The organism is Kocuria turfanensis (genome assembly GCF_001580365.1).
Classification (GTDB): domain Bacteria; phylum Actinomycetota; class Actinomycetes; order Actinomycetales; family Micrococcaceae; genus Kocuria; species Kocuria turfanensis.
In genome coordinates this window covers 1,576,212-1,598,145 of the sequence record NZ_CP014480.1, presented here as the reverse complement: position 1 = coordinate 1,598,145, position 21,934 = coordinate 1,576,212, and the positions used below count along the sequence as shown (strand labels likewise).

The 21,934-nt window shown below is 74.8% G+C and carries 25 protein-coding genes and 1 pseudogene; 18 read left to right on the top strand and 8 right to left on the bottom strand.

From position 1 onward, the window contains the following. The first annotated feature begins 213 nt into the window (after positions 1 to 213). Positions 214 to 1,704 (top strand): NCS1 family nucleobase:cation symporter-1, encoded by a 1,491-nt coding sequence (locus AYX06_RS07350; protein ID WP_062735214.1) that lies wholly within the window; start codon positions 214 to 216, stop codon positions 1,702 to 1,704. Positions 1,705 to 1,987: 283 nt separating this feature from the next. Here the strand turns inward: AYX06_RS07350 and AYX06_RS20440 are convergent, their stop codons facing one another. The 3 genes and pseudogenes from AYX06_RS20440 to AYX06_RS07335 form a co-directional block, all read right to left on the bottom strand. Next, positions 1,988 to 2,179, bottom strand: coding sequence for a hypothetical protein (locus tag AYX06_RS20440; protein ID WP_062735213.1), 192 nt, complete (start codon positions 2,177 to 2,179; stop codon positions 1,988 to 1,990). Between the two features lie 9 nt (positions 2,180 to 2,188). Further along, positions 2,189 to 2,281, bottom strand: a pseudogene (locus tag AYX06_RS20435) (thiamine pyrophosphate-dependent enzyme); the annotation flags it as partial. A gap of 201 nt (positions 2,282 to 2,482) precedes the next feature. Further along, entirely contained in the window at positions 2,483 to 2,716 is a 234-nt protein-coding gene (locus AYX06_RS07335; RefSeq protein ID WP_062735212.1) for a hypothetical protein, read from the bottom strand. Between the two features lie 198 nt (positions 2,717 to 2,914). On the opposite strand from AYX06_RS07335, the gene AYX06_RS07330 reads away from it, so the two are divergent. Beyond that, complete coding sequence (locus AYX06_RS07330) at positions 2,915 to 4,213, top strand: cytochrome P450 (protein ID WP_062735211.1); 1,299 nt, start codon at positions 2,915 to 2,917, stop codon at positions 4,211 to 4,213. On the opposite strand, the gene AYX06_RS07325 is transcribed toward AYX06_RS07330, so the two are convergent. Then, complete coding sequence (locus AYX06_RS07325; RefSeq protein WP_062736938.1) at positions 4,171 to 5,013, bottom strand: SDR family oxidoreductase; 843 nt, start codon at positions 5,011 to 5,013, stop codon at positions 4,171 to 4,173. The two genes, AYX06_RS07330 and AYX06_RS07325, sit on opposite strands and share 43 nt — an antisense overlap. Before the next feature lie 182 nt (positions 5,014 to 5,195). On the opposite strand from AYX06_RS07325, the gene AYX06_RS07320 reads away from it, so the two are divergent. The 3 genes from AYX06_RS07320 to AYX06_RS07310 all read left to right on the top strand — a co-directional run bounded on the left by AYX06_RS07320 (position 5,196) and on the right by AYX06_RS07310 (position 6,677). Further along, complete coding sequence (locus AYX06_RS07320; protein ID WP_062735210.1) at positions 5,196 to 5,696, top strand: pyridoxamine 5'-phosphate oxidase family protein; 501 nt, start codon at positions 5,196 to 5,198, stop codon at positions 5,694 to 5,696. A 121-nt stretch (positions 5,697 to 5,817) separates the two neighbouring features. Beyond that, positions 5,818 to 6,357, top strand: a complete 540-nt coding sequence (locus AYX06_RS07315) for a DUF488 domain-containing protein (protein ID WP_062735209.1) — start codon at positions 5,818 to 5,820, stop codon at positions 6,355 to 6,357. Continuing rightward, on the top strand, positions 6,345 to 6,677 hold the full coding sequence (locus tag AYX06_RS07310; RefSeq protein ID WP_062735208.1) for a cupin domain-containing protein: 333 nt from the start codon (positions 6,345 to 6,347) through the stop codon (positions 6,675 to 6,677). The genes AYX06_RS07315 and AYX06_RS07310 overlap by 13 nt, the downstream gene beginning before the upstream one ends. A gap of 52 nt (positions 6,678 to 6,729) precedes the next feature. On the opposite strand, the gene AYX06_RS19690 is transcribed toward AYX06_RS07310, so the two are convergent. Continuing rightward, positions 6,730 to 6,897, bottom strand: coding sequence for a hypothetical protein (locus tag AYX06_RS19690; RefSeq protein WP_157093455.1), 168 nt, complete (start codon positions 6,895 to 6,897; stop codon positions 6,730 to 6,732). Between the two features lie 180 nt (positions 6,898 to 7,077). Here AYX06_RS19690 and AYX06_RS07305 point away from each other — a divergent pair, with 180 nt between their 5' ends. From AYX06_RS07305 to AYX06_RS07285, 5 genes are all read left to right on the top strand, one after another. Next, positions 7,078 to 7,737, top strand: a complete 660-nt coding sequence (locus AYX06_RS07305) for an SDR family oxidoreductase (RefSeq protein WP_062735207.1) — start codon at positions 7,078 to 7,080, stop codon at positions 7,735 to 7,737. Positions 7,738 to 7,963: 226 nt separating this feature from the next. Beyond that, on the top strand, positions 7,964 to 8,446 hold the full coding sequence (locus AYX06_RS07300; protein ID WP_062735206.1) for a pyridoxamine 5'-phosphate oxidase family protein: 483 nt from the start codon (positions 7,964 to 7,966) through the stop codon (positions 8,444 to 8,446). Beyond that, the gene (locus AYX06_RS07295) at positions 8,443 to 8,781 is read left to right on the top strand and encodes an acylphosphatase (protein WP_084271500.1); all 339 of its coding nucleotides are present in this window, start codon (positions 8,443 to 8,445) and stop codon (positions 8,779 to 8,781) included. Before AYX06_RS07300 ends, AYX06_RS07295 begins: the two co-directional genes overlap by 4 nt. 67 nt (positions 8,782 to 8,848) lie before the next feature. Further along, positions 8,849 to 9,820 (top strand): cation diffusion facilitator family transporter, encoded by a 972-nt coding sequence (locus AYX06_RS07290; RefSeq protein ID WP_062735205.1) that lies wholly within the window; start codon positions 8,849 to 8,851, stop codon positions 9,818 to 9,820. After that, positions 9,810 to 10,199: a hypothetical protein gene (locus AYX06_RS07285; protein ID WP_062735204.1), complete on the top strand. Its 390-nt coding sequence runs from the start codon at positions 9,810 to 9,812 to the stop codon at positions 10,197 to 10,199. Before AYX06_RS07290 ends, AYX06_RS07285 begins: the two co-directional genes overlap by 11 nt. Here AYX06_RS07285 and AYX06_RS07280 read toward each other — a convergent pair. Together AYX06_RS07280 and AYX06_RS07275 are read right to left on the bottom strand one after the other, a co-directional pair. Further along, positions 10,174 to 10,572, bottom strand: a complete 399-nt coding sequence (locus AYX06_RS07280; protein WP_147017485.1) for a DUF779 domain-containing protein — start codon at positions 10,570 to 10,572, stop codon at positions 10,174 to 10,176. The two genes, AYX06_RS07285 and AYX06_RS07280, sit on opposite strands and share 26 nt — an antisense overlap. A gap of 108 nt (positions 10,573 to 10,680) precedes the next feature. Beyond that, the gene (locus AYX06_RS07275) at positions 10,681 to 11,451 is read right to left on the bottom strand and encodes a spermidine synthase (RefSeq protein WP_062735203.1); all 771 of its coding nucleotides are present in this window, start codon (positions 11,449 to 11,451) and stop codon (positions 10,681 to 10,683) included. A 92-nt stretch (positions 11,452 to 11,543) separates the two neighbouring features. On the opposite strand from AYX06_RS07275, the gene AYX06_RS07270 reads away from it, so the two are divergent. Further along, positions 11,544 to 13,061 (top strand): MDR family MFS transporter, encoded by a 1,518-nt coding sequence (locus tag AYX06_RS07270; protein ID WP_062735202.1) that lies wholly within the window; start codon positions 11,544 to 11,546, stop codon positions 13,059 to 13,061. Here the strand turns inward: AYX06_RS07270 and AYX06_RS07265 are convergent. Further along, on the bottom strand, positions 13,027 to 13,707 hold the full coding sequence (locus AYX06_RS07265; protein ID WP_232319419.1) for a cyclodeaminase/cyclohydrolase family protein: 681 nt from the start codon (positions 13,705 to 13,707) through the stop codon (positions 13,027 to 13,029). The genes AYX06_RS07270 and AYX06_RS07265 overlap by 35 nt on opposite strands. 223 nt (positions 13,708 to 13,930) lie before the next feature. On the opposite strand from AYX06_RS07265, the gene AYX06_RS07260 reads away from it, so the two are divergent. The 7 genes from AYX06_RS07260 (at position 13,931) to AYX06_RS07230 (ending at position 21,559) form a co-directional block, all read left to right on the top strand. After that, on the top strand, positions 13,931 to 14,359 hold the full coding sequence (locus AYX06_RS07260; RefSeq protein ID WP_062735201.1) for a hypothetical protein: 429 nt from the start codon (positions 13,931 to 13,933) through the stop codon (positions 14,357 to 14,359). Positions 14,360 to 14,435: 76 nt separating this feature from the next. Next, the gene (locus AYX06_RS07255) at positions 14,436 to 15,698 is read left to right on the top strand and encodes an endonuclease/exonuclease/phosphatase family protein (protein WP_371860060.1); all 1,263 of its coding nucleotides are present in this window, start codon (positions 14,436 to 14,438) and stop codon (positions 15,696 to 15,698) included. Continuing rightward, positions 15,695 to 17,524, top strand: coding sequence for a pyruvate kinase (locus AYX06_RS07250; RefSeq protein ID WP_062735200.1), 1,830 nt, complete (start codon positions 15,695 to 15,697; stop codon positions 17,522 to 17,524). Before AYX06_RS07255 ends, AYX06_RS07250 begins: the two co-directional genes overlap by 4 nt. A gap of 35 nt (positions 17,525 to 17,559) precedes the next feature. Then, positions 17,560 to 18,534, top strand: coding sequence for an acyl-CoA thioesterase (locus AYX06_RS07245; protein ID WP_062735199.1), 975 nt, complete (start codon positions 17,560 to 17,562; stop codon positions 18,532 to 18,534). 104 nt (positions 18,535 to 18,638) lie between these two features. Then, the gene (locus tag AYX06_RS07240) at positions 18,639 to 19,430 is read left to right on the top strand and encodes a hypothetical protein (RefSeq protein WP_062735198.1); all 792 of its coding nucleotides are present in this window, start codon (positions 18,639 to 18,641) and stop codon (positions 19,428 to 19,430) included. Between the two features lie 159 nt (positions 19,431 to 19,589). Beyond that, entirely contained in the window at positions 19,590 to 20,543 is a 954-nt protein-coding gene (locus AYX06_RS07235) for a glycerophosphodiester phosphodiesterase (protein ID WP_084271498.1), read from the top strand. Between the two features lie 125 nt (positions 20,544 to 20,668). Beyond that, positions 20,669 to 21,559 carry an FAD:protein FMN transferase gene (locus AYX06_RS07230; RefSeq protein ID WP_062735197.1) on the top strand — a complete coding sequence of 297 codons (891 nt, stop codon included), beginning with the start codon at positions 20,669 to 20,671 and terminating at the stop codon, positions 21,557 to 21,559. Positions 21,560 to 21,934 lie beyond the last annotated feature (375 nt).

Here is a 21,934-nt window from a genome sequence, read left to right as displayed (position 1 = left end):
ATGTCGGCCCCGGGGCCCGCGATGCAGGCGCTGGCGCACTCGCCCTCGGCATGTCGTTGCCAAGGGGCTGTCAGGCGTCGCCACGGGACGAGCTGCCGAAATGTTCCGTACGTCGTTGACGGGGTGTGACGCGCACCATACCGTTGGAGGCGGAAGGATTCTTCCGTGATACGAAAGTTATGCCGAATCCCGGTGTGGGGAAGTGACGCAGCCATGACTGTCCGGAACAACGACCTCTCGGATGCCGCTCTCGCCGTCCACACGGCCGACCCGTCCCTGTACAACGAGGACCTGGCACCGTTGCCGGCCTCTCGCCGCACGTGGGGCTGGTTCGCCATCTTCAACGTCTGGTCCAACGACATCCAGAGCCTTGCCGGCTACACCTTGGCCGCGAGCTTGTTCATCACGGCCGGCATCAACGGATGGTTCGTGTTCGCCGCGATCCTCCTGGCTGGCTTCATCGTGAAGACCCTCGTGGATCTCAGCGGCCGGCCCAGCGTGAAGTACGGCTTCCCCTATCCCGTGCTCGCCCGCGCCTCGATGGGAGTGCGTGGGGCCCAGTTCCCGGCCATCGTCCGCGCGGTCGTCGCCATCTTCTGGTACGGGGCGCAGACGTACTTCGCCTCGACGGCGATCGCGCTCGCCCTGAACGCTGTTCTCGGCAATCCCGGCGGCCCGCAGTTCCTGGGCATGGACGCGATCTCGTGGATCTCCTACGTCGTCGCCTCGGGCCTGCAGATCGCGCTGTTCCTGGGCGGCATCGAGCGGATCGCCAATTTCCTCAACATCGCAGGCCCGGCGGTCTACCTGGTGATGATCGCCCTGCTCGTGGCGATCTGGGCGCAGCTGGGCTCGGAGCTGCCGGGCGCCGTCGCCACGGTCTTCTCCCGCTCGGAGGTCACCGGGTGGGCCGCCGTGTCCGCCTTCGCGGGCGTGACGGGCACGATGATCGCCTACTTCGCGGCCGTGGTGATCAATTTCGGCGACTTCGCCCGCAACGTCCGCACCGAGCGCGCCATGCGCTTCGGGAACTTCACCGGCCTGCCGCTGAGCCTCGCGCTGTTCACGTTCCTGTCCGTCTTCATCACGGCCGGTGCGTACCTGCTCTACCAGGACGGCCGGGGGGAGCCGTTGACCAACCCCACCGACATCGTCGCCGCGGTCGACAACGTGCCGCTGACGGTTCTGGCCGCGGTCACCTTCCTCGTGGCCACCCTCGGCATCAACGTCGTCGCGAACTTCATCCCGCCGTCCTACTCCCTGTCGAACATCGATCCGGCCAGAATCTCCTTCCGCCGCGCCGGGGTGATCACCGCGATCACGGGGTTCGTCATCGGCGCCCTGTGGGTGGCCGTGATCTCCACCATCGGTCTGCCCAAGTTCGTCGACACTCTCGGCGCCGTCCTCGCCCCGCTCTACGGCATCATCATCGCCGACTACTACCTGGTCCGTAAGCAGCGCTTGAATCTGCAGGACCTGTACTCGGCCGATCCCGGCGGCTGCTACTGGTTCACCCGTGGCTGGAACCGTCGCGCCGTGGTGGCCTTCGCCGTCGCCGCCGTGTTCTCGGTCCTCACCGTGTGGCTGCCGCAGTTGGCCCAGTACAGCGGCTTCGCCTGGCTCTCCGGCGCCGCCCTCGGCGGACTGCTCCACTGGCTGGCCATGCACAAAGTCGTCGTCCGCGCCTCTCACGACGACATCTGAGGCGCCCTCCCGGGCGGGTGGCTCCGCGTGAAGCCGCCCGCCGCGTCCCGGTGCTCAGGTGATCCGCGCGACGGGGGCTCCCTGCCGGACGGCCTCGTCCTCGGCGACCAGCAGCTCGATCGTGCCGGCGGCCGGGGCGGTGACCTCTGCGTCGACCTGTCCACCTGCACCTCGCCGAGCAGCTGCCCCGCCGCGACGGTGTCGCCGTCGGCGACGAACCAGGTGGCGAGCACGCCCTCGGTCTCCGGGTCGCTCTCGTGCAGCGACGGGAAGAGCACGTCGGTCATCCCAGCACCGTCCGCACCGCGGCCTCGATCCGGTCCTCCTCGGCGCAGACGTGCTGCAGCACATCGGCGGTATCGGGGGTCGGGCTCTCCTTGGCGAACGCGACGGCCGCCTCCACCGTCCCGGTAGCCTCCGCGGCGATCCGGGCCACGGGGATGCCCCACTCGTTGTCCTCGACCACGAAGACCACCGGCAGCCTTCACGGCGCGGCGAGGTTGAGGGACTCGTGGAACGCGCCCTGGTTGGCGGCCCCTTCGCCGGTGACCGCGCCGGTGACCGCGACGGCGACCGCGACGGCGACCGCGTCGGTCCCGCGGTGCCGGAACGCGAACGCGGCACCGAGCGCCGGGGGAGTAGCCCTCGGCGATGACGCCGGAGCAGGAGAAGTGGACGGCGGGGTCGAACAGGTGCCTGTGCCCGCCGCGTCCCCGGCCGAGGCCCGTGGCGCGGTCCGCGAGGACCCGGTGAGGGCGTGCTGCGCGGCCCCGGCCCGCTAGACCCGGTCGGAGAGACCCGTGACGCCGGAGTGCTCCGCACAGTGCGCGCAGCAGTACACCGTGCCGCCGGCCTCGACCCCGTGGCCCAGGATGCGGCAGCCGCAGTGGGCGCAGGCCGGGGCCATCGCGTGGACGGCGCACTCGAAGCTGTCGAACGTGCCGGTGCGCTCGCCCTGGGTGACGGTGAAGGCCTTGTCGTAGTCGTTGCCGCAGGTGTCACAGGTCGCCATGGTCGTCTCCTGGGCCGGTCCGGGCGGTTGGGCGCGGCGCGTCCGGAGCGCGTGGGCCGTGCTCTCCTCGACGGCACGTCGCGTGTGGGACAGGTCACTCCAGTCTAGGGAGGGCGTCCCGGACCGGCTCTTCGGTCGCAGGATGTGACGGGCCGCTGTTTCCGTGTGCGGCGTCACACCCGCCGGTAGCATGGCTCCATGAGCGACCACGACGCCCGCTGCCCCGTCCCGCACGGAGATCCGCACGGCGATCCGCACGGTGACCGGCGCCGGACCGCACCGCCCGGGGAGCGGACCACGCCCCGGGTGGAGGTGCGCGACGGCGTCTGGCACGTCCGTGCCCTGCCGCTGGTGCGCCAGGTGCTGCGGGAGGCCGACGCCACGGTGCAGGCCGGGTTCAGCGCCGAGACCGCCCGGCAGGGCCTGACCGGCGACCACCCGCCCGTGCTCTACGCGGACGGCCCGGAGCACCGGCGCCAGCGCAGCGCCACCGCCAGGTTCTTCACCCCGGCCACCGTGCGCCGCCGCTACCGGGACCTGATGGAGGAGCGGGCCGACGAGCTCGTCGAACGGATCCGGCAGGACGGCGGGGCGGAGCTCTCCGCCGTCACGCTGCGCTACTCGGTGGAGGTCGCCGCCCAGGTGGTGGGGCTGACGAACTCGGACGTCGACGGGATGTCCCGGCGCCTGGAGCGCTTCTTCAGCGGCCCCGTCACCGGCTCCTCCGGTGCCCCGCAGCGCCGGCTCCCGGGGCGGCTGGGCGCCGTCGTCGGCTCCGTGCGGCCGCTGTGGGCGATGAGCGCCTTCCGGTTCCGGGACGTGCGCCCGGCCGTCCGGGCGCGGCGGAGGCAGCCGCGGGAGGACGTGATCTCGCACCTGCTCCAGCAGGGGTACACGGACCGGGAGATCCTCGTGGAGTGCCTCACCTACGCCGCCGCGGGCATGGCCACCACCCGGGAGTTCATCGCGGTGGCGGCCTGGCACCTGCTGGAGGACGACGCGCTCCGCGCGGAGTACCTCGCCGCCGAGGAACCGGCCCGGCACGGGATCCTGCACGAGATCCTGCGCCTGGAGCCGGTGGTGGGCCACCTCTACCGCCGTACCACCCAGGACCTGGTCCTGGAGGACGGCGAGGAGCGCCACGAGGTGCCGGCGGGGGCGCTGCTGGACCTCTACGTCCGGCAGGCCAACGCGGACCCGCAGGAGCTGGGGGAGGACGCCCGGCGGCTGTGCCCGGAGCGACCCCGGCCGAAGGGCGTGCGCCCCGAGGTGATGTCCTTCGGCGACGGCGCCCACCGCTGCCCGGGCGGGTTCATCGCGATCCAGGAGACCGACATCTTCCTGCAGCGGCTGCTGCGGCTGCCGCTGGAGTTCGCGCACCCGCCCCGGGTCTCCTGGGTGGAGCTCATCGCCGCCTACGAGGTGCGGGACGTGGTGCTGCGGGTGGGCGCCGGTCAGGGATGGCGCGAACCCTCCCCGGCGAGCACCGCCCGGTAGCCCTCCCGGTAGGTGGGGTAGCGCAGCTGCACCCCGGACGCCCGCAGCCGGGCGTTGGACAGCCGCTTCGAGCCCCGCCGCGGCGCGTCGGCCTCCGGCACGTCCTCGGGCAGCGGGGCACCGAGCTCCTGGGCCAGGAACTCCAGGACCTCCCGCTCGGGCACGGGCTCGTCGTCCGTGCCCAGGTACAGCGTCAGCGGCTGGGCCTCCATGGTCAGCAGGTGCACGGCGGCCGCGGCGGCGTCGTCGCGGTGGATCCGGTTGGTCCACGCGGCCCCGGCCGCCGTGTCCCCGGAGCGCACCTTGTCGATCAGCCGGGTCCGGCCCGGCCCGTAGATCCCCGACAGCCGCAGGACCGTGCCGTGCGGGAACTGCTCGTGGAACAGCTCCTCGGCCTCCAGCAGGATCTGCGCGGTGGGGGTCGCGGGCGCCGGGGGATCGTCCTCGGTCACCTCGGCGCCGTCGGCGTCCCCGCACACGGCGGTCGAGGAGACCAGCAGCGCGCGGCGGGGCAGCGCCCCCGCGGCGCGCAGCCCGTCGAACAGGTGGCGCAGCCCGTCGAGGTAGGCGGCCCGGTAGGCCTCCGGGGTGCGCCCGTCCGCGGCCGTGGCCACGACCAGCAGCTCCACGTCGCCCGGCAGCTCGGGCACCTCCGCGCTCAGGTCCACGGGCACCCCCACCAGGGGCGGGGGCACCAGCTCCGCCCGGCGGCGCAGGCCCAGCACCTCGTGCCCCTGCTCGGCCAGCCGCAGCCCGATCTCCGTGCCCAGGTCTCCGCATCCCGCGATCACCACGCTCATGCCGGCCATTCTCGCACTCCCCGCCCGTTCCGCCTGCCCGTTCCGCCCCGCCGGTGCGCCACGCCGTTCCCTCCGCGCCCGCCCGGGCATAGGTTGGGGACAGGCACGCACCGCGGGGCAGGGCCGCGGGCAGGCGCCGCTGAACGGGCGCCGTGCAGGGACGCGAGAGTCAGGAGCCGGCGATGGAGTGGTACCGCAAGGACGTGGAGGAGCTGCCGGCCGAGACCTGCTGGCAGCTGCTCAGCACGGCCGGGATCGGCCGGCTGGCCGCGGTGGTGGACGGGGCGCCCGAGATCTTCCCCGTCAACTACGCCGTGGACGGGGAGTCGGTGGTCCTGCGCTCCGCGGCGGGCACGAAGACGGCCGCCGCGATGGCCGCCGCCCCGGTGGCCTTCGAGGTCGACGGGCACGACCCGGCGACCTCCACGGCGTGGAGCGTGGTCCTCAAGGGCCCCGCCGAGGAGGTGGAGCGGGGCCACGCGCTCATGGCCGCGCTGGAGCTGCCGCTGTTCCCGTGGCAGGCCGGGGTCAAGGACCGGTTCGTGCGGATCGTCCCGGCCGCCGTGACGGGGCGCCGCTTCCCGGTGGTGGACCCGGCCGCGTGGAACTCCCCGGCGGCCGTGGGCCGGCGGACCCCGGGCGGCTCGGCCCGCTGGACCGAGGCCGGGCCCGGCGAGCCGTGAGACCCCGCGGCGGCCGGAGCCGCACGCCCCACCGGCGGCGTGAGCCGCACGGCCCACCGGCCGCGGAACCGGCCGTGTCGGCCTCGGAGGGCTCCCGGGGCGCGGTCAGTAGGGTGGGGACATGGCAGCGCACACCGTCCACACCGTGGGGCACTCGACCCGCTCCGCCGAGGAGTTCGTGGAGCTGCTGCAGGAGTTCGGCGTGCAGCACGTCGTCGACATCCGCACGGTGCCGCGCTCGCGGACCAATCCGCAGTTCGACCTCGACCGGCTGCCTGCCACACTGGCGCACGCCGGGATCGGCCACACCCACTGCCGGGGGCTGGGCGGGCTGCGCCGCCCGTCGAAGGACTCGGTCAACACCGCCTGGCGCAACGCCTCGTTCCGCGGCTACGCCGACCACATGCAGACCGAGGAGTTCCGGGCGGCGCTGGCGGAGCTGGAGCGGCTGGCCGAGGACCGTGTCGTCGCGATCATGTGCGCGGAGGCCGTGTGGTGGCGCTGCCACCGCTCGCTCGTGGCCGAGGCCCTGCTGGTGCGCGGGCACGACGTGCAGCACATCATGGGCCCCGGCGCGCTGACCCCCGCGACGCTGCGGGACTTCGCCGTGGTCGACGGCGACCGGATCACCTACCCAGGAGGAGAACCATGCGGCACCTGAACGAGATCGCCCTGCAGCACCTCAACGAGGCCCGCCACAACGGCCACGGCCGCAGCTCGGAGCGCCTGCTGCACCAGAGGGTGCTCCGCCAGACGCTGGTGGCCCTGAAGGAGGGCACGGTGCTGGCCGAGCACAACGCGCCGTACGCCGGCAGCCTCCAGATCCTGCACGGACGGATCCGCGTCACCTCCGGCGAGGACCTGGTGCTCGAGGCCGGGCAGCTGCACGTGCTGCCCGTGGAGCGGCACTCGGTCGAGGCCCTGGAGGACGCGGTGCTCCTGCTCACCGCGGTGACGGGCATCGAGGACGCCGCCGAGTAGCCGCGGCCGGCCCGCCGGCACGGCCCGGCGTCCGGGGCGCGCCCGGGCCGGCTCAGCGGCGGCCCAGGTGCTTCTCCCGGCGGTAGGCGATGAACACGCCGGACAGCGCGATCATCAGCATCATCGCCGCGATGAGCGCGAGGGTCGCCGCGCCGTCGAGCAGCGCGGCGACCAGCAGGACCAGGGCGATCGTGGACAGCAGGACCTGGAAGATCAGCACGGGGAGCCTTCGGTCGGGAACGGGGGCCGCACCGAGGCTACCCGAGCCGGGAACCCCGCGGCGGCGGGGCCTGCGCGCATTCCCGGTTTCGCCCTGCGCGTGAGCCGTGTCCCTGCGGCCCGGACGCGGCTAGCGTCGGGGAGGACGACGCACTCCCTCCCCACCGTAAGGAGCACCCCCATGTCCCACGTAGCCATCATCGGCGGCCACGGCAAGGTCGCACTCATCCTCTCCCAGCTGCTCAAGACCGGCGGCAACGACGTCACGAGCATCTTCCGCAACCCGGACCACACGGACGACGTCGAGAACACCGGGGCGACCCCCGTGGTCGCCGACGTGGAGCAGCTGTCGGTCGCGCAGATCGCCGACCTGCTCGAGGGCCACGACGCCGTGGTGTGGACCGCCGGCGCCGGCGGCGGCAGCCCCGAGCGCACCTACGCGGTGGACCGCGACGCGGCGATCCGCGCGATGGACGCCGCCGAGGTGGCGGGCGCCAAGCGCTTCGTGATGGTCTCCTACTTCGGGGCCGGCCAGGACCACGGCATCCCCGAGGACGACCCCTTCCACGCCTACGCCCAGGCCAAGGCCGACGCCGACGACCACCTGCGCGCCTCCGCGCTGGACTGGACCATCGTGGGCCCCGGCGCCCTCACCGAGGACGAGGCCAGCGGCAAGATCGACGTCTCCACGGGCGAGCGCGACGGCGAGCGCAAGACCTCCCGCGCCAACGTGGCCCTGGTGGTCGGAGCCGTGCTGGACGACCCCTCCACCGTGGGCAAGAAGATCGACTTCTCCGACGGGGACACGCTGATCTCCGACGCCCTCGAGGTGGTGGCCTGAGCGGCTGAGCCCGTCCGGACGAGGGGCGGCGCCGGGACCCGTGCGGGTCCCGGCGCCGCCCCTCGTCGCGCGGGCACCCCGGGACGGCACCCCGGGGCGCGCACCGGGCCGTCGGCACCGTGCGCCGGCCGCCCGGGCCGTCCGGCGGCCGACACACGGTTCCGCCCACGAAGAACTCCCGCGCCCGGCCGTGCCCCGGAGCGCGGTCGTTCCCTACGCTGAGCTCATGAGCACGCACCAGGATGACATCCAGCACATCGTCGAGTTCGTGAACCGCACCCGCGTGGGCATGCTCGGCACCCGGGAGCCCACCGGCAAGCTCGTCAGCCGGCCCATGACCGTGGTCGACGTCGCCCCCGGGGAGGACCTGGACTTCTTCACGAGCCGGGACACCTCCGCCGTCCGGGACGTGCGGGCCAACGACGCCGTCAACGTCGCCTTCGTGGGCGACCACGAGTGGGTGTCGATCTCCGGCGCCGCCGAGGTGGTCGAGGACCCGGCGGTGATCGAGGGGCTGTGGTCGGACGCGCTGAGGGCCTACTACCCGGACGGGCCCTCGACCCCCGGTCTGGTCGTGCTGCGCGTGCGCACCGAGACCGCCGAGCACTGGCGCGGTCCGGGAACGGTGGCCACCGCCCTGCGCTGGGCGAAGGCCCGGGCCACCGGCGAGCAGATCGACCCCGGCGAGTCCACGGTGGTGGACCTGTGAGCCTGCCGCCGATCCACCAGGGCGCCTCCGCGGACCGGGACCCGGACGAGCTGGACCTCGACGAGCCGCTGCGGCTCACCGCGGTGGTGCACGGCGCCGTGCAGGGCGTCGGCTTCCGCTGGTGGACCGCGCAGCGGGCCGAGGAGCTGGATCTGGTCGGCTCGGCCGTCAACAACACCGACGGCACCGTGGGCATCATCGCCGAGGGCCCCCGGCGGGCGGTGCGGGACCTGCTGCAGGCCCTGCACGGCCGCGAGGCGCCCGGCGCGGTCATGAAGGTGGACTCGCACTACGGCCCGGCCACCGGCGAGTTCAGCGCCTTCGTCACGGGCTGAGCCCGCCCGTCCGCCGGCCCCGCCGCGGCGCGGCGAAGGCACGTCCCCGCCGTTCTACGATGGAGGCATGGCGCACGAACACACCGGAGTCCGCGGGCGCGCGGCGGACGGGCACGACCACGGGCCCGGGCACTCGCACGCCGGGCCCGGCACCGACCGGTGGCGGATCGCCACCGCGTTCGGCATCACGGCCGCCCTGTTCGTCGTGCAGCTCGCCGGTGCGCTGTGGACCGGGTCCCTGGCCCTGCTCCTCGACACCGCGCACGTGCTCACCGACGCCGGGGGGCTGCTGCTGGCGCTGGTCGCCGCGCAGCTGAGCCTGCGCCCGCCGACCGCCCGGCGCACGTGGGGCTGGCGGCGCGCGGAGATCGTGGCCGCGGCCCTGCAGGCGGGGGTGCTGCTGGCCGTGGGGCTGTTCGTGCTGGTGGAGGGGGTGCGCCGCTTCGTCGAGCCGCAGCCGGTGGCCTCCGCCGAGCTGGTCGTCTTCGGCGTGCTGGGGCTGCTGGGCAACCTCGTGGCGATGGTCGTGCTCTTCGGGGGCCGCCGCTCCAACCTCAACCTGCGGGCGGCGATGCTCGAGGTGCTCAACGACGCGCTGGGATCCGTGGCGGTGATCGTGTCGGCCGTGGTCATCACGCTCACCGGCTGGGTGCAGGCGGACGCCGTCGTGGCCCTGCTCATCGGGCTGCTCATCGTGCCCCGCACCATCCGGCTGCTCACGGAGTCCCTGTCCGTGCTGCTGGAGAGCGCGCCCCCCGGCCTCGACCTCGCCGACGTCCGCGGGCACATCCTCGGCCTGCCCCACGTGGTGGAGGTCCACGACCTGCACGCCTCCCGGATCTCCTCGGACCTGCCCGTGCTCACCGCCCACGTGGTGCTCGAGGAGGAGTACTTCTACGCGGGCGGATCGGCCGAGGCCCTGGGCCGGATCCAGCGCTGCGTGGCCGAGCACTTCCCCGTCTCCGTCCAGCACTCCACCATCCAGCTGGAGCCCGCCGACCACGTCGAGCCGGAGGTGTGCGCGCCCCATGACTCCTGAGCCCCCGAGCGCCGAGCAGCACTGCCTGGTCGTCTACGTCCCCGCCACGCACGCGGAGCAGGTCCTGCAGGCCCTCGGCGACGCCGGGGCCGGCCGCGCCGGTCACTACTCCCACGTGGCCTTCGTCAGCCCCGGGACCGGCCGCTTCACGCCGCTGCCCGGGGCCGAGCCCGCGATCGGGGAGGTCGGGAGGCCGGAGCAGGTCGACGAGGTCCGGATCGAGACCCTCTACCCGGCGGCCGAGCGCGAGCGCGTGCTGCGGGCGATGGCCGGGGCCCACCCCTACGAGGTCCCGGCCTTCGCCACCTTCCCGGTCCACGACCGGGGCCCGTCCTTCGACGAGCAGGGCCGGCTCAGGGGGCGACCGGGTCCGGCATGAGCGCGGAGCGGATGAGGAACCGCTTGCCCTCCGGGGCCTCCACCGAGAAGCCCGAGCCCCGGCCCACCACCACGTCCACCGTGAGCAGGGTGTGCTTCCAGTACTCGAACTGCTCCTGGGACATCCAGAACTCCAGCTCGGCCGTGGCCGGGTCGCCGGGCAGCCGGAACACGCCCAGGAGCACGTCCGCCGGACCGGTGAGGAAGTCCCCGGCCGGATAGCACATGGGCGCCGACCCGTCGCAGCACCCGCCGGACTGGTGGAACATCAGCCGCCCGTGCCGCTCCCGCAGCGTCCCGAGCAGCTCCACGGCGGCCGGGGTCAGGGCCACACGGGAGAAGGTCTCGCCCTCGACGGCGGGGGAGGACTCCAGGACGGCGCTGTCCGCGGCGCTGCCCGCGGTGCCGCCCCCGGCGGGGCCCTGCACGGTGTGGTCGGTGCTGCTCACGGCGCGCTCCTCGGCTCGGCGGTGTGAGCCAGGCTACAGGCGGGCGAGCAGTTCCTCCAGGCCCAGCCCGTCCAGCACCCCCGCCGGGTGCGGCCCGGCCGCCGCGAAGGCGTCCGCCCACTCCCGGGGCAGCGGGCGGCGGCCGGCCACGAGGACCAGGTTGCCCGGGTAGCGGCCGGTGAGCAGCCGCTCCTCGGCCAGGCACCACACGTCCGCGAACGCCGAGCGCACGGCCCGGGCCTGGCCGGCGAAGAAGCCCAGCCCGGGGTCGTCGCCCACGTTCACGACGAGCACGCCGCCCGGCGCCAGCAGCCCGGCGGCCTCGGCGTAGAAGGACGGCTGCGTGAGGTGCCCGGGGGCGTCCCGGCCCGAGAAGACGTCGAGGACCACCAGGTCGGCGGTCCCGGGGGCCACGACCTGCGGCAGCGCGGCCCGGGCGTCGTCGACGACCACGCGCACCTCCGCCCCCGCGGGCAGGGGCAGCGCCTCGAGCACGAACGCGGGCAGCTCCCGCTCCAGCTCCACGGCCGCCTGCGGCGATCCGGGCCGGGTCGCCGCCACGTACCGGGCCAGGGTCAGCGCCCCGGCGCCCAGGTGCACCGCGGTGACCGGCGCGCCCGGCGCCGCCACGACGTCGACGACGTTGGCGATCCGCCGCAGGTACTCGTAGAAGATCTCCTCCGGGTGGGCGAGGTTCACGTGGGACTGCTCGGCCCCGCCGATGGACAGGACGAACCCGCCCTCGGTGAAGCCGTCCGGGATGATCTCGGCGTGCACGCCGGCGTCCTTGAGATATCTGCGCATGAGCCCATTGTCACGTCCCCGGCGGGAATGAACCGGGGCGTGGGGCGGCTGCACCGGTGTACCCCTGCTGCGTCCCGAAGGATCCCCCGCCCATGAGCCCCGACGTCCCCGTGTCCGAGACCACGCCGGCCCCCGCCCCCGCCCCCACCGCCGGCGTCCCGGACACCGGTGCCGCCGCCGCGGGCACCGACCACTCCGCCCGCAACCGCCTGGTCATCGGGCTGCTGCTCGTCTCCACGTTCGTGGTGATCCTCAACGAGACGATCATGGGCGTGGCCCTGCCCCGCCTCATGGCCGACCTCTCCGTCACGGCGGTCGCCGGCCAGTGGCTGACCACCGCCTTCATGCTCACCATGGCCGTGGTCATCCCGGTGACGGGGTTCCTGCTCCAGCGCCTGCACACCCGCCCCGTGTTCCTGACCGCCATGACCCTGTTCAGCCTCGGCACGCTCGTCTGCGCGGCCGCGCCCGGGTTCGGGACCCTGCTCGCCGGTCGGGTGGTGCAGGCCTGCGGCACCGCCATCATGATGCCGCTGCTGATGACCACGGTCCTGACCCTGGTGCCGCCGGCCGGTCGCGGGCGGGTCATGGGCAACATCTCCATCGTCATCTCGGTGGCCCCCGCCGTGGGACCGACCATCTCGGGCGTCATCCTCAGCGTGCTCGAGTGGCGGTGGATGTTCATCCTGGTGCTGCCCATCGCGGTGGGCTCCCTGCTGCTGGGCGCGTGGCGGATGCAGAACGTCACCGAGCCCCGCCCGGCGCCGCTGGACGTGGTCTCCGTGGCGCTCTCGGCGCTGGGCTTCGGCGGGCTGGTCTACGGCCTGAGCACGCTCGGCGAGGGCGGGGAGGCCGCCGTCCCGGCGTGGGCCCCCCTGGCCGCGGGGCTGGCGGCACTGGCCGTGTTCGTGCGGCGCCAGACCCGGCTGCAGCGCGCGGACCGGGCCCTGCTGGACCTGCGGACGTTCCGGTCCCGGGTGTTCACCGCGTCCACGGCGGTGCTCTCCGTCAGCATGATGGCCCTCTTCGGCACGCTGATCGTGCTGCCCATCTACCTGCAGACCGTGCACGGCCTCGACCCCCTGGGCACGGGCCTGCTGCTGCTGCCCGGCGGGCTCGTCATGGGCCTGCTCGCGCCCGTCGTCGGGCGGGTCTACGACCGCTCGGGCCCCACCGTGCTGCTGGTGCCGGGCTCGGTCCTGCTGAGCGGGTCCCTGTGGTACCTGGCGTCCACCTCGGCGGCCACGCCGGTGCCGATGGTGCTGCTCGCCCACGTGGTGCTCAGCACGGGCCTGGCCCTGATGTTCACCCCGCTGTTCACCGCGGGCCTGGGCTCCCTGCCGGAGCGGCTGTACTCGCACGGCTCCGCCATGGTGGGCACCCTGCAGCAGGTGGCGGGGGCCGCGGGCACGGCCCTGTTCGTCACCGTCCTGACCCTGGGAGCCGCCGGCGCCGCGGCCGCCGGGGCCTCGGGGCCCGAGGCCACCGAGGCCGGCGTGCGCAGCGCCTTCCTGTGCGGCGGGATCATCTCGCTGCTGGCGGTGGCCGGGTCCTTCGGGGTGCGCCGGCCCGCGCTCAGTCCTGAACCCGCTCCCGGATCCGCCGGCTGAGCTCCGCGGCGTCCTCGACGGCCCGCTCGCCGCGGGCCACCTCCGCCCGCAGCTGCTCCACCACGGCCTCGTCCTTCAGCGACCGGACGTTGATCTCCAGGGTGACCAGCGCGGTCGCGACGGCGGCGCGGGCGGCCTCCACGGCCGCCGCGACGTCGCTGAGCACGTTGGGGTTGCACCAGCCGTTCAGCTCCCGGGCCAGGCCCAGGACGTCCGCGCCCACGCCGATCAGCTCCTGCGGCGGCCGGGCCGCACCCGCGGTGGCCTCCTGCACCGCCCGCGACCGGGCGGCCCGCTGCTCGTCGGTGTCCCGGGGCAGCCCGAACGCCGCGGAGAGCTCCCCGAAGGCCTCCGCGTCCGCGTCGGCGAGCCGCAGCGCGGCCGGGATCAGCTCCTCGGCGCGGGCGGCCGCGTCCGCCGCGTGCTCCGAGCCGGTGGAGTACCGCGCGGACATCGCGAGCAGGGCCGCGCCCAGCGCCGCCTGCAGCGCCCCGGCGGCGCCGCCGCCGGGGGCGGGCGCGTCCGAGGCCATGCGCTCCACGTAGGTCCTGATGTTCTCCGAGTTGATCCTCTGCGGGTCGGTCCTCTCCGAGCTGGTCCTCTCCGAGCTGGTCCTCTCGGGACCGGTGTTCTGCGAGCTGCTCACGGTGGGTCCTTCCGGTGGCGGGCCGGCGCCGGGGACGGGCGCGGTGTCCGCACGAGCCTAACGGCCCGTGGCCGATCTCACAGGCCTCCCGGCGTGGCGGCACGGCCCGTCAACCGGACCGAAACGTCCCGGCCACATCGGCGGACGATCCTGGGGACGTCCGACGAAACCGCAGTCGACGGCCCCGGCTCCCACAGGGCCGGGCCCCGAGAGGACGTGCCCCATGACCGCTCTTCCCGCCCCCGCCGGCCACACCATCCCCGCCGGCTCCACCCTCGACACCGCCCCCGCCGGCACCGTCCCCGTCGGCGCCGTCCCCGTCGCGTCTCCGGCCGACGCCAACCCGGCCGACGCCAACCCGGCCGAGGCGAACCCGGTCGGCGCGAACCCGGTCGGCGCGAACCCGGTCGGCGCGAACCCGGTCGGCGCGAACCCGGCCGACGAGACCTGGGTCCGGGACCCGGCCCTGATCCGGCCCGGTGACCGGATCGAGGTGTGGGAGCAGGGCACCCGCTGCCACGTGGGCACCGTGGGCCAGTCCGCCCCGCACCTGGGCCTGCTCTGGATCCTGGAGGCGGGGACCGGCGCCCGCCGGCTCGTCCCGGTCCACGGCTACCGCCTGCGCCGGTCACCCGTCGCCCGCGCCGCCTGAGCCGACCTCCGTTCAACCGCTGTTCGCCCGGACCCGCTACGGTCGTCGCTGACAGCCGGGCGGACGAGGAGGATCATTGGGACCGAGCAGATCGACGGCGGCGGTGGGGCTCGCGGCGCTCCTGATGGGCGCCGGCCTCCCGGCCGCCGCCGGAGAGGGCCCGGCCCGGGCGCAGGGCCACGACCGGGCCCCCGGGCACGGGAGGGAGCAGGCCGTGGCGGCACAGGACCCGGTGCGCTTCATGACGTACAACGCGTCCCTCAACCGCGCGTCCCCGGGGCAGCTGCAGCAGGACCTCGCCACCCCGGGCGACGCCCAGGCGCGGGCGGTGGCCGAGGTGGTCCAGCGGACCGCCCCGGACGTGCTGCTCCTCAACGAGTTCGACCACGACGCGGCGGGCCGCTCGGCGGAGCTGTTCCGCACGAACTACCTGGAGGTCCCGCAGCGCGGCCAGGACCCCGTGCACTACCCGTACGTCTACACCGCCCCGGTGAACACGGGGGAGCCCTCGGGGCTGGACCTGAACCGGGACGGGGTCGTGGGCGGGCCCGACGACGCGTGGGGCTTCGGGCTCTTCCCCGGCCAGTACGGCATGGTCCTCTACTCGAAGCACCCGCTCGACACCGACGGGATCCGCACCTTCCGGGACTTCCGGTGGGCGGACATGCCCGGCAGCCGCCTGCCCGCGGAGCACTACGCCCCCGGGCACGCGGAGCAGCTGCGGCTGTCCAGCAAGTCCCACTGGGACGTTCCGGTGCGCATCGGGAGCACGACGGTGCACGTGCTGGCGTCCCACCCGACCCCGCCGACCTTCGACGGGCCCGAGGACCGCAACGGCCGGCGCAACGCCGACGAGATCCGGTTCTGGGCCGACTACGTGCGCGGCCCCGCCGCGTCGTCGTACGTCTACGACGACGAGGGGGTGCGCGGCGGGCTGCGGCCGGGGGAGCGCTTCGTGGTGATGGGCGACCAGAACGCGGACCCCCTCGACGGCGACTCGTGGCCCGGGGCGATCCAGCAGCTCCTGGAGCACCCGCGCGTGCAGGACCCCCTGCCCGCCTCCGCCGGCGGCCCCGAGGCCGCCGCCCGGCAGGGCGGGGCGAACCTCGCCCACCGCTCCGACCCCGCCCACGACACCGCGGACTTCGCCGACGACCCCGCCCCCGGCAACCTGCGCGCCGACTACGTGCTGCCCTCGCGGAACCTGCGGGTCACCGGCGCCGGGGTGTTCTGGCCCGTCCCCGGCGAGCCCGGCGCCGAGCTGACCGGCGAGCACCCGTTCCCGACCTCCGACCACCGCCCCGTGTGGGTCGACGTGGTCCCCGGGGGCCGGCGATGACCGCCCGGCAGGAGCGCGCCGCGGAGCTGCTCGACCGCCTCCTCGCCCTCGTCGAGGTGGTCGCCGCGGCCCGCCGCGCCGCGGTGCCGGAGCTGGAGCGGGTGACCCCCCGCCACCGCCGCTCCGCCCTGAACCTCGTGGACTACGTGGCCGTGCGCAGCCAGGACGTCCGGGACCTGCAGCGGGACCTCAGCCGTCTGGGCGTGTCCTCGCTCGGGCGGATGGAGGCGGGCGTCATGACGCACCTGACCGCCGTGGTGGAGACCCTGCAGGTGCTCGCGGCCCGCACCGACGAGGCCTTCGCCGCCCCCGACCCCGGGGTCCCCCTCGAGGAGCCCGAGCTGCCCGGGACCGAGGTCCTGCGCCGCAACACCGCCGCCCTGCTGGGACCGGGCCGCGAGGACCGGCGCACCCGCATCATGGTGACCCTGCCCTCGGAGGCGGCCGGGGACCGTCGTCTCGTCGAGTCCATGGTCCGCGCCGGGATGGACGTGGCCCGGATCAACTGCGCGCACGACGGCCCCGAGCAGTGGGAGGCCATGATCGGGCACGTGCGGGCGGCCGAGCGCGCGACCGGGCACGAGGTGCGCGTGGCGATGGACCTCGCCGGGCCCAAGCTGCGCACCGGGCCGGTCGAGCCGGGCCCGCAGGTCGAGAAGATCAAGCCGGTCCGGGACAGCCGCGGCCGGGTCACCGCACCGGCCCGCCTCTGGCTGGGGGACCCGGACCCGGGGGTGGACGACGACGCCCCGGCCGTTCCCGTGGCCGACCCCGCCTGGACCGCGGCGCGCGTGCCGGGGGAGAGGCTGCGGCTGAAGGACGCGCGCGGCTCCGGGCGGACGCTGCGGGTGCTGGAGGCGACCGGTCCGGGCGTGCTGGTGGAGTGCTCCAAGACCGTGTACTTCGCCACGGGCCTGGCCGTCGAGGCGGAGGACGGCACCGAGGGCGTGCTCGGCGAGCTGCCCGCGGTCGAGCAGTTCCTGCGCGTGCGCACCGGTGACGTGCTCGTGCTGACCCGTGACATGGCCCCCGCCCCGGTCCGGGCGCAGGGGCCGCACCGGATCGGCTGCTCGCTGCCCGAGGCCTTCACCGACGCCCGGGAGGGGCAGCCCGTGTGGCTCGACGACGGGAAGATCCGGTGCCGGATCACCGCCGTGTCCCCCGAGGAGATCGAGCTCGCGGTGCTGCAGGCCGCTCCCGGCGGCGCGAAGCTGCGGGCGCGGAAGGGCATCAACCTGCCCGAGACCGACCTGCGGATCTCGGCGCTCACCGACGAGGACCGCGCGCACCTGCCCTTCGTGGCCGAGCACGCCGACGCCGTCAACATGTCCTTCGTGCGCTCGCGCCAGGACGTGACCAACCTGCTGGAGGAGCTGGAGGCCGTCGGCCGCCGCGAGCTGGACATCACCCTCAAGATCGAGACGGTGGGCGGCTTCCAGGCGCTGCCGCTGATGCTCCTGGAGGCGATGCGCTGGCAGGACGTGGGCGTGATGATCGCCCGCGGGGACCTCGCGGTCGAGGCCGGCTTCGAACGGCTCGCCGAGGTGCAGGAGGAGATCCTGTGGCTGTGCGAGGCCGGGCACGTCCCGGTCGTGTGGGCCACCCAGGTGCTCGAGTCGCTGGCCAAGAAGGGCCTGCCCTCCCGGGCCGAGGTCACCGACGCGGCGATGGGCCAGCGCGCCGAGTGCGTGATGCTCAACAAGGGGCCGTTCGTGGTGGACGCGATCGAGGCGCTCGACGACATCCTGGTGCGCATGGAGGGGCACGCGCACAAGAAGTCGGACATGCTCCGCCGGCTCAACGCCTGGGCGCCGTTCACCCGGTGAGCCCCGGCCCGGGGCGGCCGTGCCACACTGGTGCCATGGCCGCCCGTGACACCGCTGTGCTCCGCTTCCTCGCCGCCCCGACCGACGCCGGGCGCACCGGCACCGTGGACGGCGGGCGCGTGCTGGAGTGGATCGACAAGGCCGCGTACGCGTGCGCCGTCGGCTGGTCGCGGGCCTACTGCGTCACCGCCTACGTGGGCAACATCCACTTCGACCGCCCGGTCAGCGTGGGGGACATGGTCGAGGTCGCCGCGAAGATCGTGCACACCGGCCGCTCCTCGATGCACATCCGGGTCGAGGTGGCCTCCGCGGACCCGCGCGAGCAGGGGGTCACCCTGCGGGACACCTGCCTGATCATCATGGTGGCCGTCGACGGGGACGGCCGCCCCACCCCGGTCCCGCAGTGGACGCCCGAGACCGAGCACGAGCGCCGGCAGCAGGCGGTGACGAAGCGGCGGATCGAGCTGCGCAACAGCATCGAGGCGCTGATGGCGGAGCAGAAGTACACCGACGAGGGCACGGCCGAGGAGACGGTGCTGCGCTTCCTCGCCGCCCCCACGGACATCAACTGGGGCGGGAAGGTGCACGGCGGCACGGCCATGCGCTGGATCGACGAGGCCGCGTTCGTGTGCGGGTCCCGGTGGGCCGGGCGCCCGGTCATCGCCGTGTACGCGGGCGGGGTCCGCTTCTACCGGCCCATGCACATCGGCCACCTCGTGGAGGTCCGGGCGCGGCTGATCCACACCGCGGCCCGCGGCCTGCACATCTCCGTCAACTGCTGGTCCGGGGACCCCGCCACCGGCGAGCTCCAGCTGACGACCAACTGCCTCATGGTCATGGTCGCCCTCGACGACGCCGGCCACGCCCTGCCCGCCCGGCAGTGGCACCCGGTGAGCCAGGAGGACCGGGACCTGGACGCCTTCGCCCGCGAGCTCGTCCGGCTGCGCGCCGAGTTCCCGGACTCCTTCCAGCGGGTCGACCCCTCGGTCTCCCTGCTGCCGGGGGACTGAGGGTCCGCACCTCCGCCGTCGGCGAATCCCGGCTCCTGCTCAGTGGGCTGTGCATATAGTGGGCCGCAGACCACCGTCCCGGCATTCCACGAGGAGAGCACCCCATGGACCTGAACCCCCTGAGCTCGGCCTTCGACGAGCACGGCAAGCCCAAGCCGGCCATGAACAAGTTCCTGGACACCGTCCTGCGCGCCCAGCGCCCGGTCGTGCTCGCGTTCGTGAAGAAGGTGCGCGCCAAGTACCCCGACGAGACGCCCGAGCAGCTGGCCCGGCGCCTGGAGAAGATCTACGTCCGCTCCGTCACCGTCGAGGGCGGCGCGGTCGGCGCCACCGCGGTGGTCCCCGGCGTCGGCACCGTCGCCTCCCTGGGGCTGTCCTCCTTCGCGGTGGTCGGCTACCTCGAGGCCACCGCCCTCTACGCCCAGGCCATCGCCGAGCTGCACGGGGTGCACACCGAGGACCCCGAGAAGACCCGCACCATGGTCATGGCCCTCATGCTCGGCGAGGACGGCCGGCAGGTCATGAACCAGATCCTGGCCAGCGGCACCAAGGGCAAGGGCATGGTGTCGTCCTGGGGCCTGATGATGGGCAAGGACGACTCGAAGACCTTCGACGTCAGCCGGGTCATCCGCAACATGTTCGTCAAGCGCTTCCTGCTCCGGCAGACCGGAGCCGTGTTCGGCCGGGCCCTGCCGTTCGGCGTCGGCGCGATCGTCGGCGGGGGCGCGAACCTGGCCATGTCCAAGCAGGTCATCACCGCGACCCACGAGGCGTTCGGGCCGCTGCCCGCCACCTTCCCGGCCGAGCTCGCCCTCTCCGAGCGGGCCCCCCGGTTCGGCGGCGAGGACGGCACCCCGGACACGGCCGCCCACGGCGAGATCTCCGGCGGGAAGTAGCCGCCGCACCGGTCCCCGCTCCGACGACGCCCCGCCCTCCGGCGGGGCGTCGTCGTCGTTCACGACGCATCCGCCCGGACGTGGTGACCCGTTCACCGCGCCTCCCTACTCTGGCGCCGGGAGCGGGGCCACCGCCCCGCCAGGAGCCGAGGGAGCGCCGTGCGACCGATCGTCTACGCCCACCGGGGATCCAGCGCCGCCTATCCGGAGCACACCCGGGCCGCCTACGTCCAGGCGCTGCTGGACGGGGCGGACGGCGTGGAGTGCGACGTCCACCTGACCCGGGACCGCCACCTCGTCCTCCACCACGACGCCCAGCTCGGGCGCACGAGCGACGGCCGCGGACCCGTCTCGGCGCGCACGCTCGCCGAGCTGCGCCGCCTCGACTGGGTGTCCTGGAAGGGCGTGCCGATCCCGCCGGGCCACGGGTCCCGCGACCGCCAGCTGCTGACCCTGCCGGAGCTGCTGGACCTGCTGCGCGGGGCCGGCCGGCCCGTGGGCCTGGCCGTGGAGACCAAGCACCCCAGCCCGTACGGCCACCAGCTCGAGGAGGAGGTCCTGAACGTGCTGATGCGCGAGGGGTGGGACCCCGAGACCGGCCGACTGGGCCAGGTCACGATCTCGCTGATGAGCTTCCACCCCGACGCCGTCCGCCACCTCCTCGAGACGGTGCCCGCCCGGCACGTGTGCCAGCTGGTGGAGACCACCACCCGCCGCACGGTCCGGGAGAGCCTGCGCGTGAACCGCACCGCCGCCGCCGTGCTGCACGCCGGGATGCGGCTCGTGGTGCCCCCGGCGCTGCCCGTCATCGCGGCCGGGCTCGTGGACATCGTGGGGCCCGGCATCGACTTCGTCCGCGCCCGGCCGGACCTGGTGCGCCGGTGGGCCGCCGACGGACGCGTGCTGCGGGCCTGGACGATCGACACGGCGCGGGACGTGGACCTGTGCCGCGCCCTGGGCGTCCAGCAGCTGACCTCCAACCGCCCGGCCGACGTGCTGCGCTGGACCGCGGCGGCCGGCGGGCGGGACGGTGGCGCCGGGATCCCCGACGGCGCGCCGGTGCCGGGGGCCGGGCCGCGGCGGCCCCGGCCCGCCGCGATGACGGTCAGGTAACGAGCGGTCACGTCACCGTCCGGAGGGTCCCCGTCGCGCGTATGCTCGGCACCACCTGCCCGTTGTCCCGCAGGGCCTTGCGCGTCCTCCGACACGCGCCGACACGAGACCGCCAGGAGACGGCCATGTCCACCCCCACCCCGCCCGGGGCGCCGAGCCCGGACACCGTCCGCGCCCCGGCCCCGGACCTCCAGGAGGAGGCCCGGCGGCTGGCCGAGCGCGTCCACCGCGAGGTCTCCGCGGCCGTGGCGCCCGAGCGCATCGACTCGGAGCTGTCCCTGCTGAACCGCTTCGCCGAGCACGAGGACGTCGACGTGGTCGTCGGTCCCGTGCTCGCACAGGTCCTCGCCGCCGCGCTGCAGGCCACCCGCCTCACCAGCGGGCTGGTCGACCCCACCACCGGCGACGCCGCCTGGCGTGCCCAGGACGGCCTGCCGGCCCGCCCGGCCCCGGGGATCGCCCACCTGGACCTCGACCTGCCCGCCCGCCGCCTGCGGATGCGGCGGGGCACCGTCCTGGACCTCGCCGAGGTCGCCGACGCCTGGGCCGCGGACCGCACGGCCCAGCTCTTCGCCGAGGCCTTCCCCGGCCACGGGCTCGTCGCCCGCGCCGGCGGGGTGCTGGCCGTGGCCGGCCCTCCCGCCGGGGCCGCCGCCCTGGCCGCGGCCCCGGGGCCCGGTCCGGACCCGGCCCTGGACGCCGCCGCCTGGGCCGGCCTCCTGGCGGCGGGCCACCGCGGTCTCGCCGTGCTTCCCCGGCCGGGGAGCGCCCTGGTCAACCCGGTCACCGGTGCCGCCGCGGAGAGCCCGTGGGACCGTGTCGTGGTGGCCGCGCGCAGCGCGGTGGAGGCCCAGGCCTACGCCCGCGCCGCCCACGTGCTCGGCGGGGACGCCCCCGGCTGGGTCGCGGCGTGCGGCGCGGAGGGCGAGTTCACCGGCTCACGGCCCGGCAGCACGCTCCGGCGCCGGCTCCGGACGCCGGGCTGGCCCGGCCGGACGGGCCGCGCGGCCGCCTGACCGGCGCCGCCAGCGCGGGCCCACGAGGATCCCCGTCGTGGGCGCGACCGCGGTGGCCGACCTCGCCGAGCTCAGCCGGCCCGCTCCCCGCTCCCCGGCCGGCTGACCACGGCCCACCGCACGGCCCACCGCACGGCTCACCGCACGGCCCACCGCACGGCTCCGGCGAGGGGGACAGGGCCGGACGGGCCCCGCCCCGGACGGGACCGCCGCGTGCCCGCGCGACCGCCCGAGCATTCACGAAAGGTAACACGGTGGGCCTTTTTCTCCCCCGGGGGCCGTGCCCGCCGGGGAGGCCCGATGACGCGCGCGCCGGGCTCGGCGCGCGCCGCGACGCGCTCCCGCCGGCGCTCCCCGGTCCGGGAACCGCGCGAT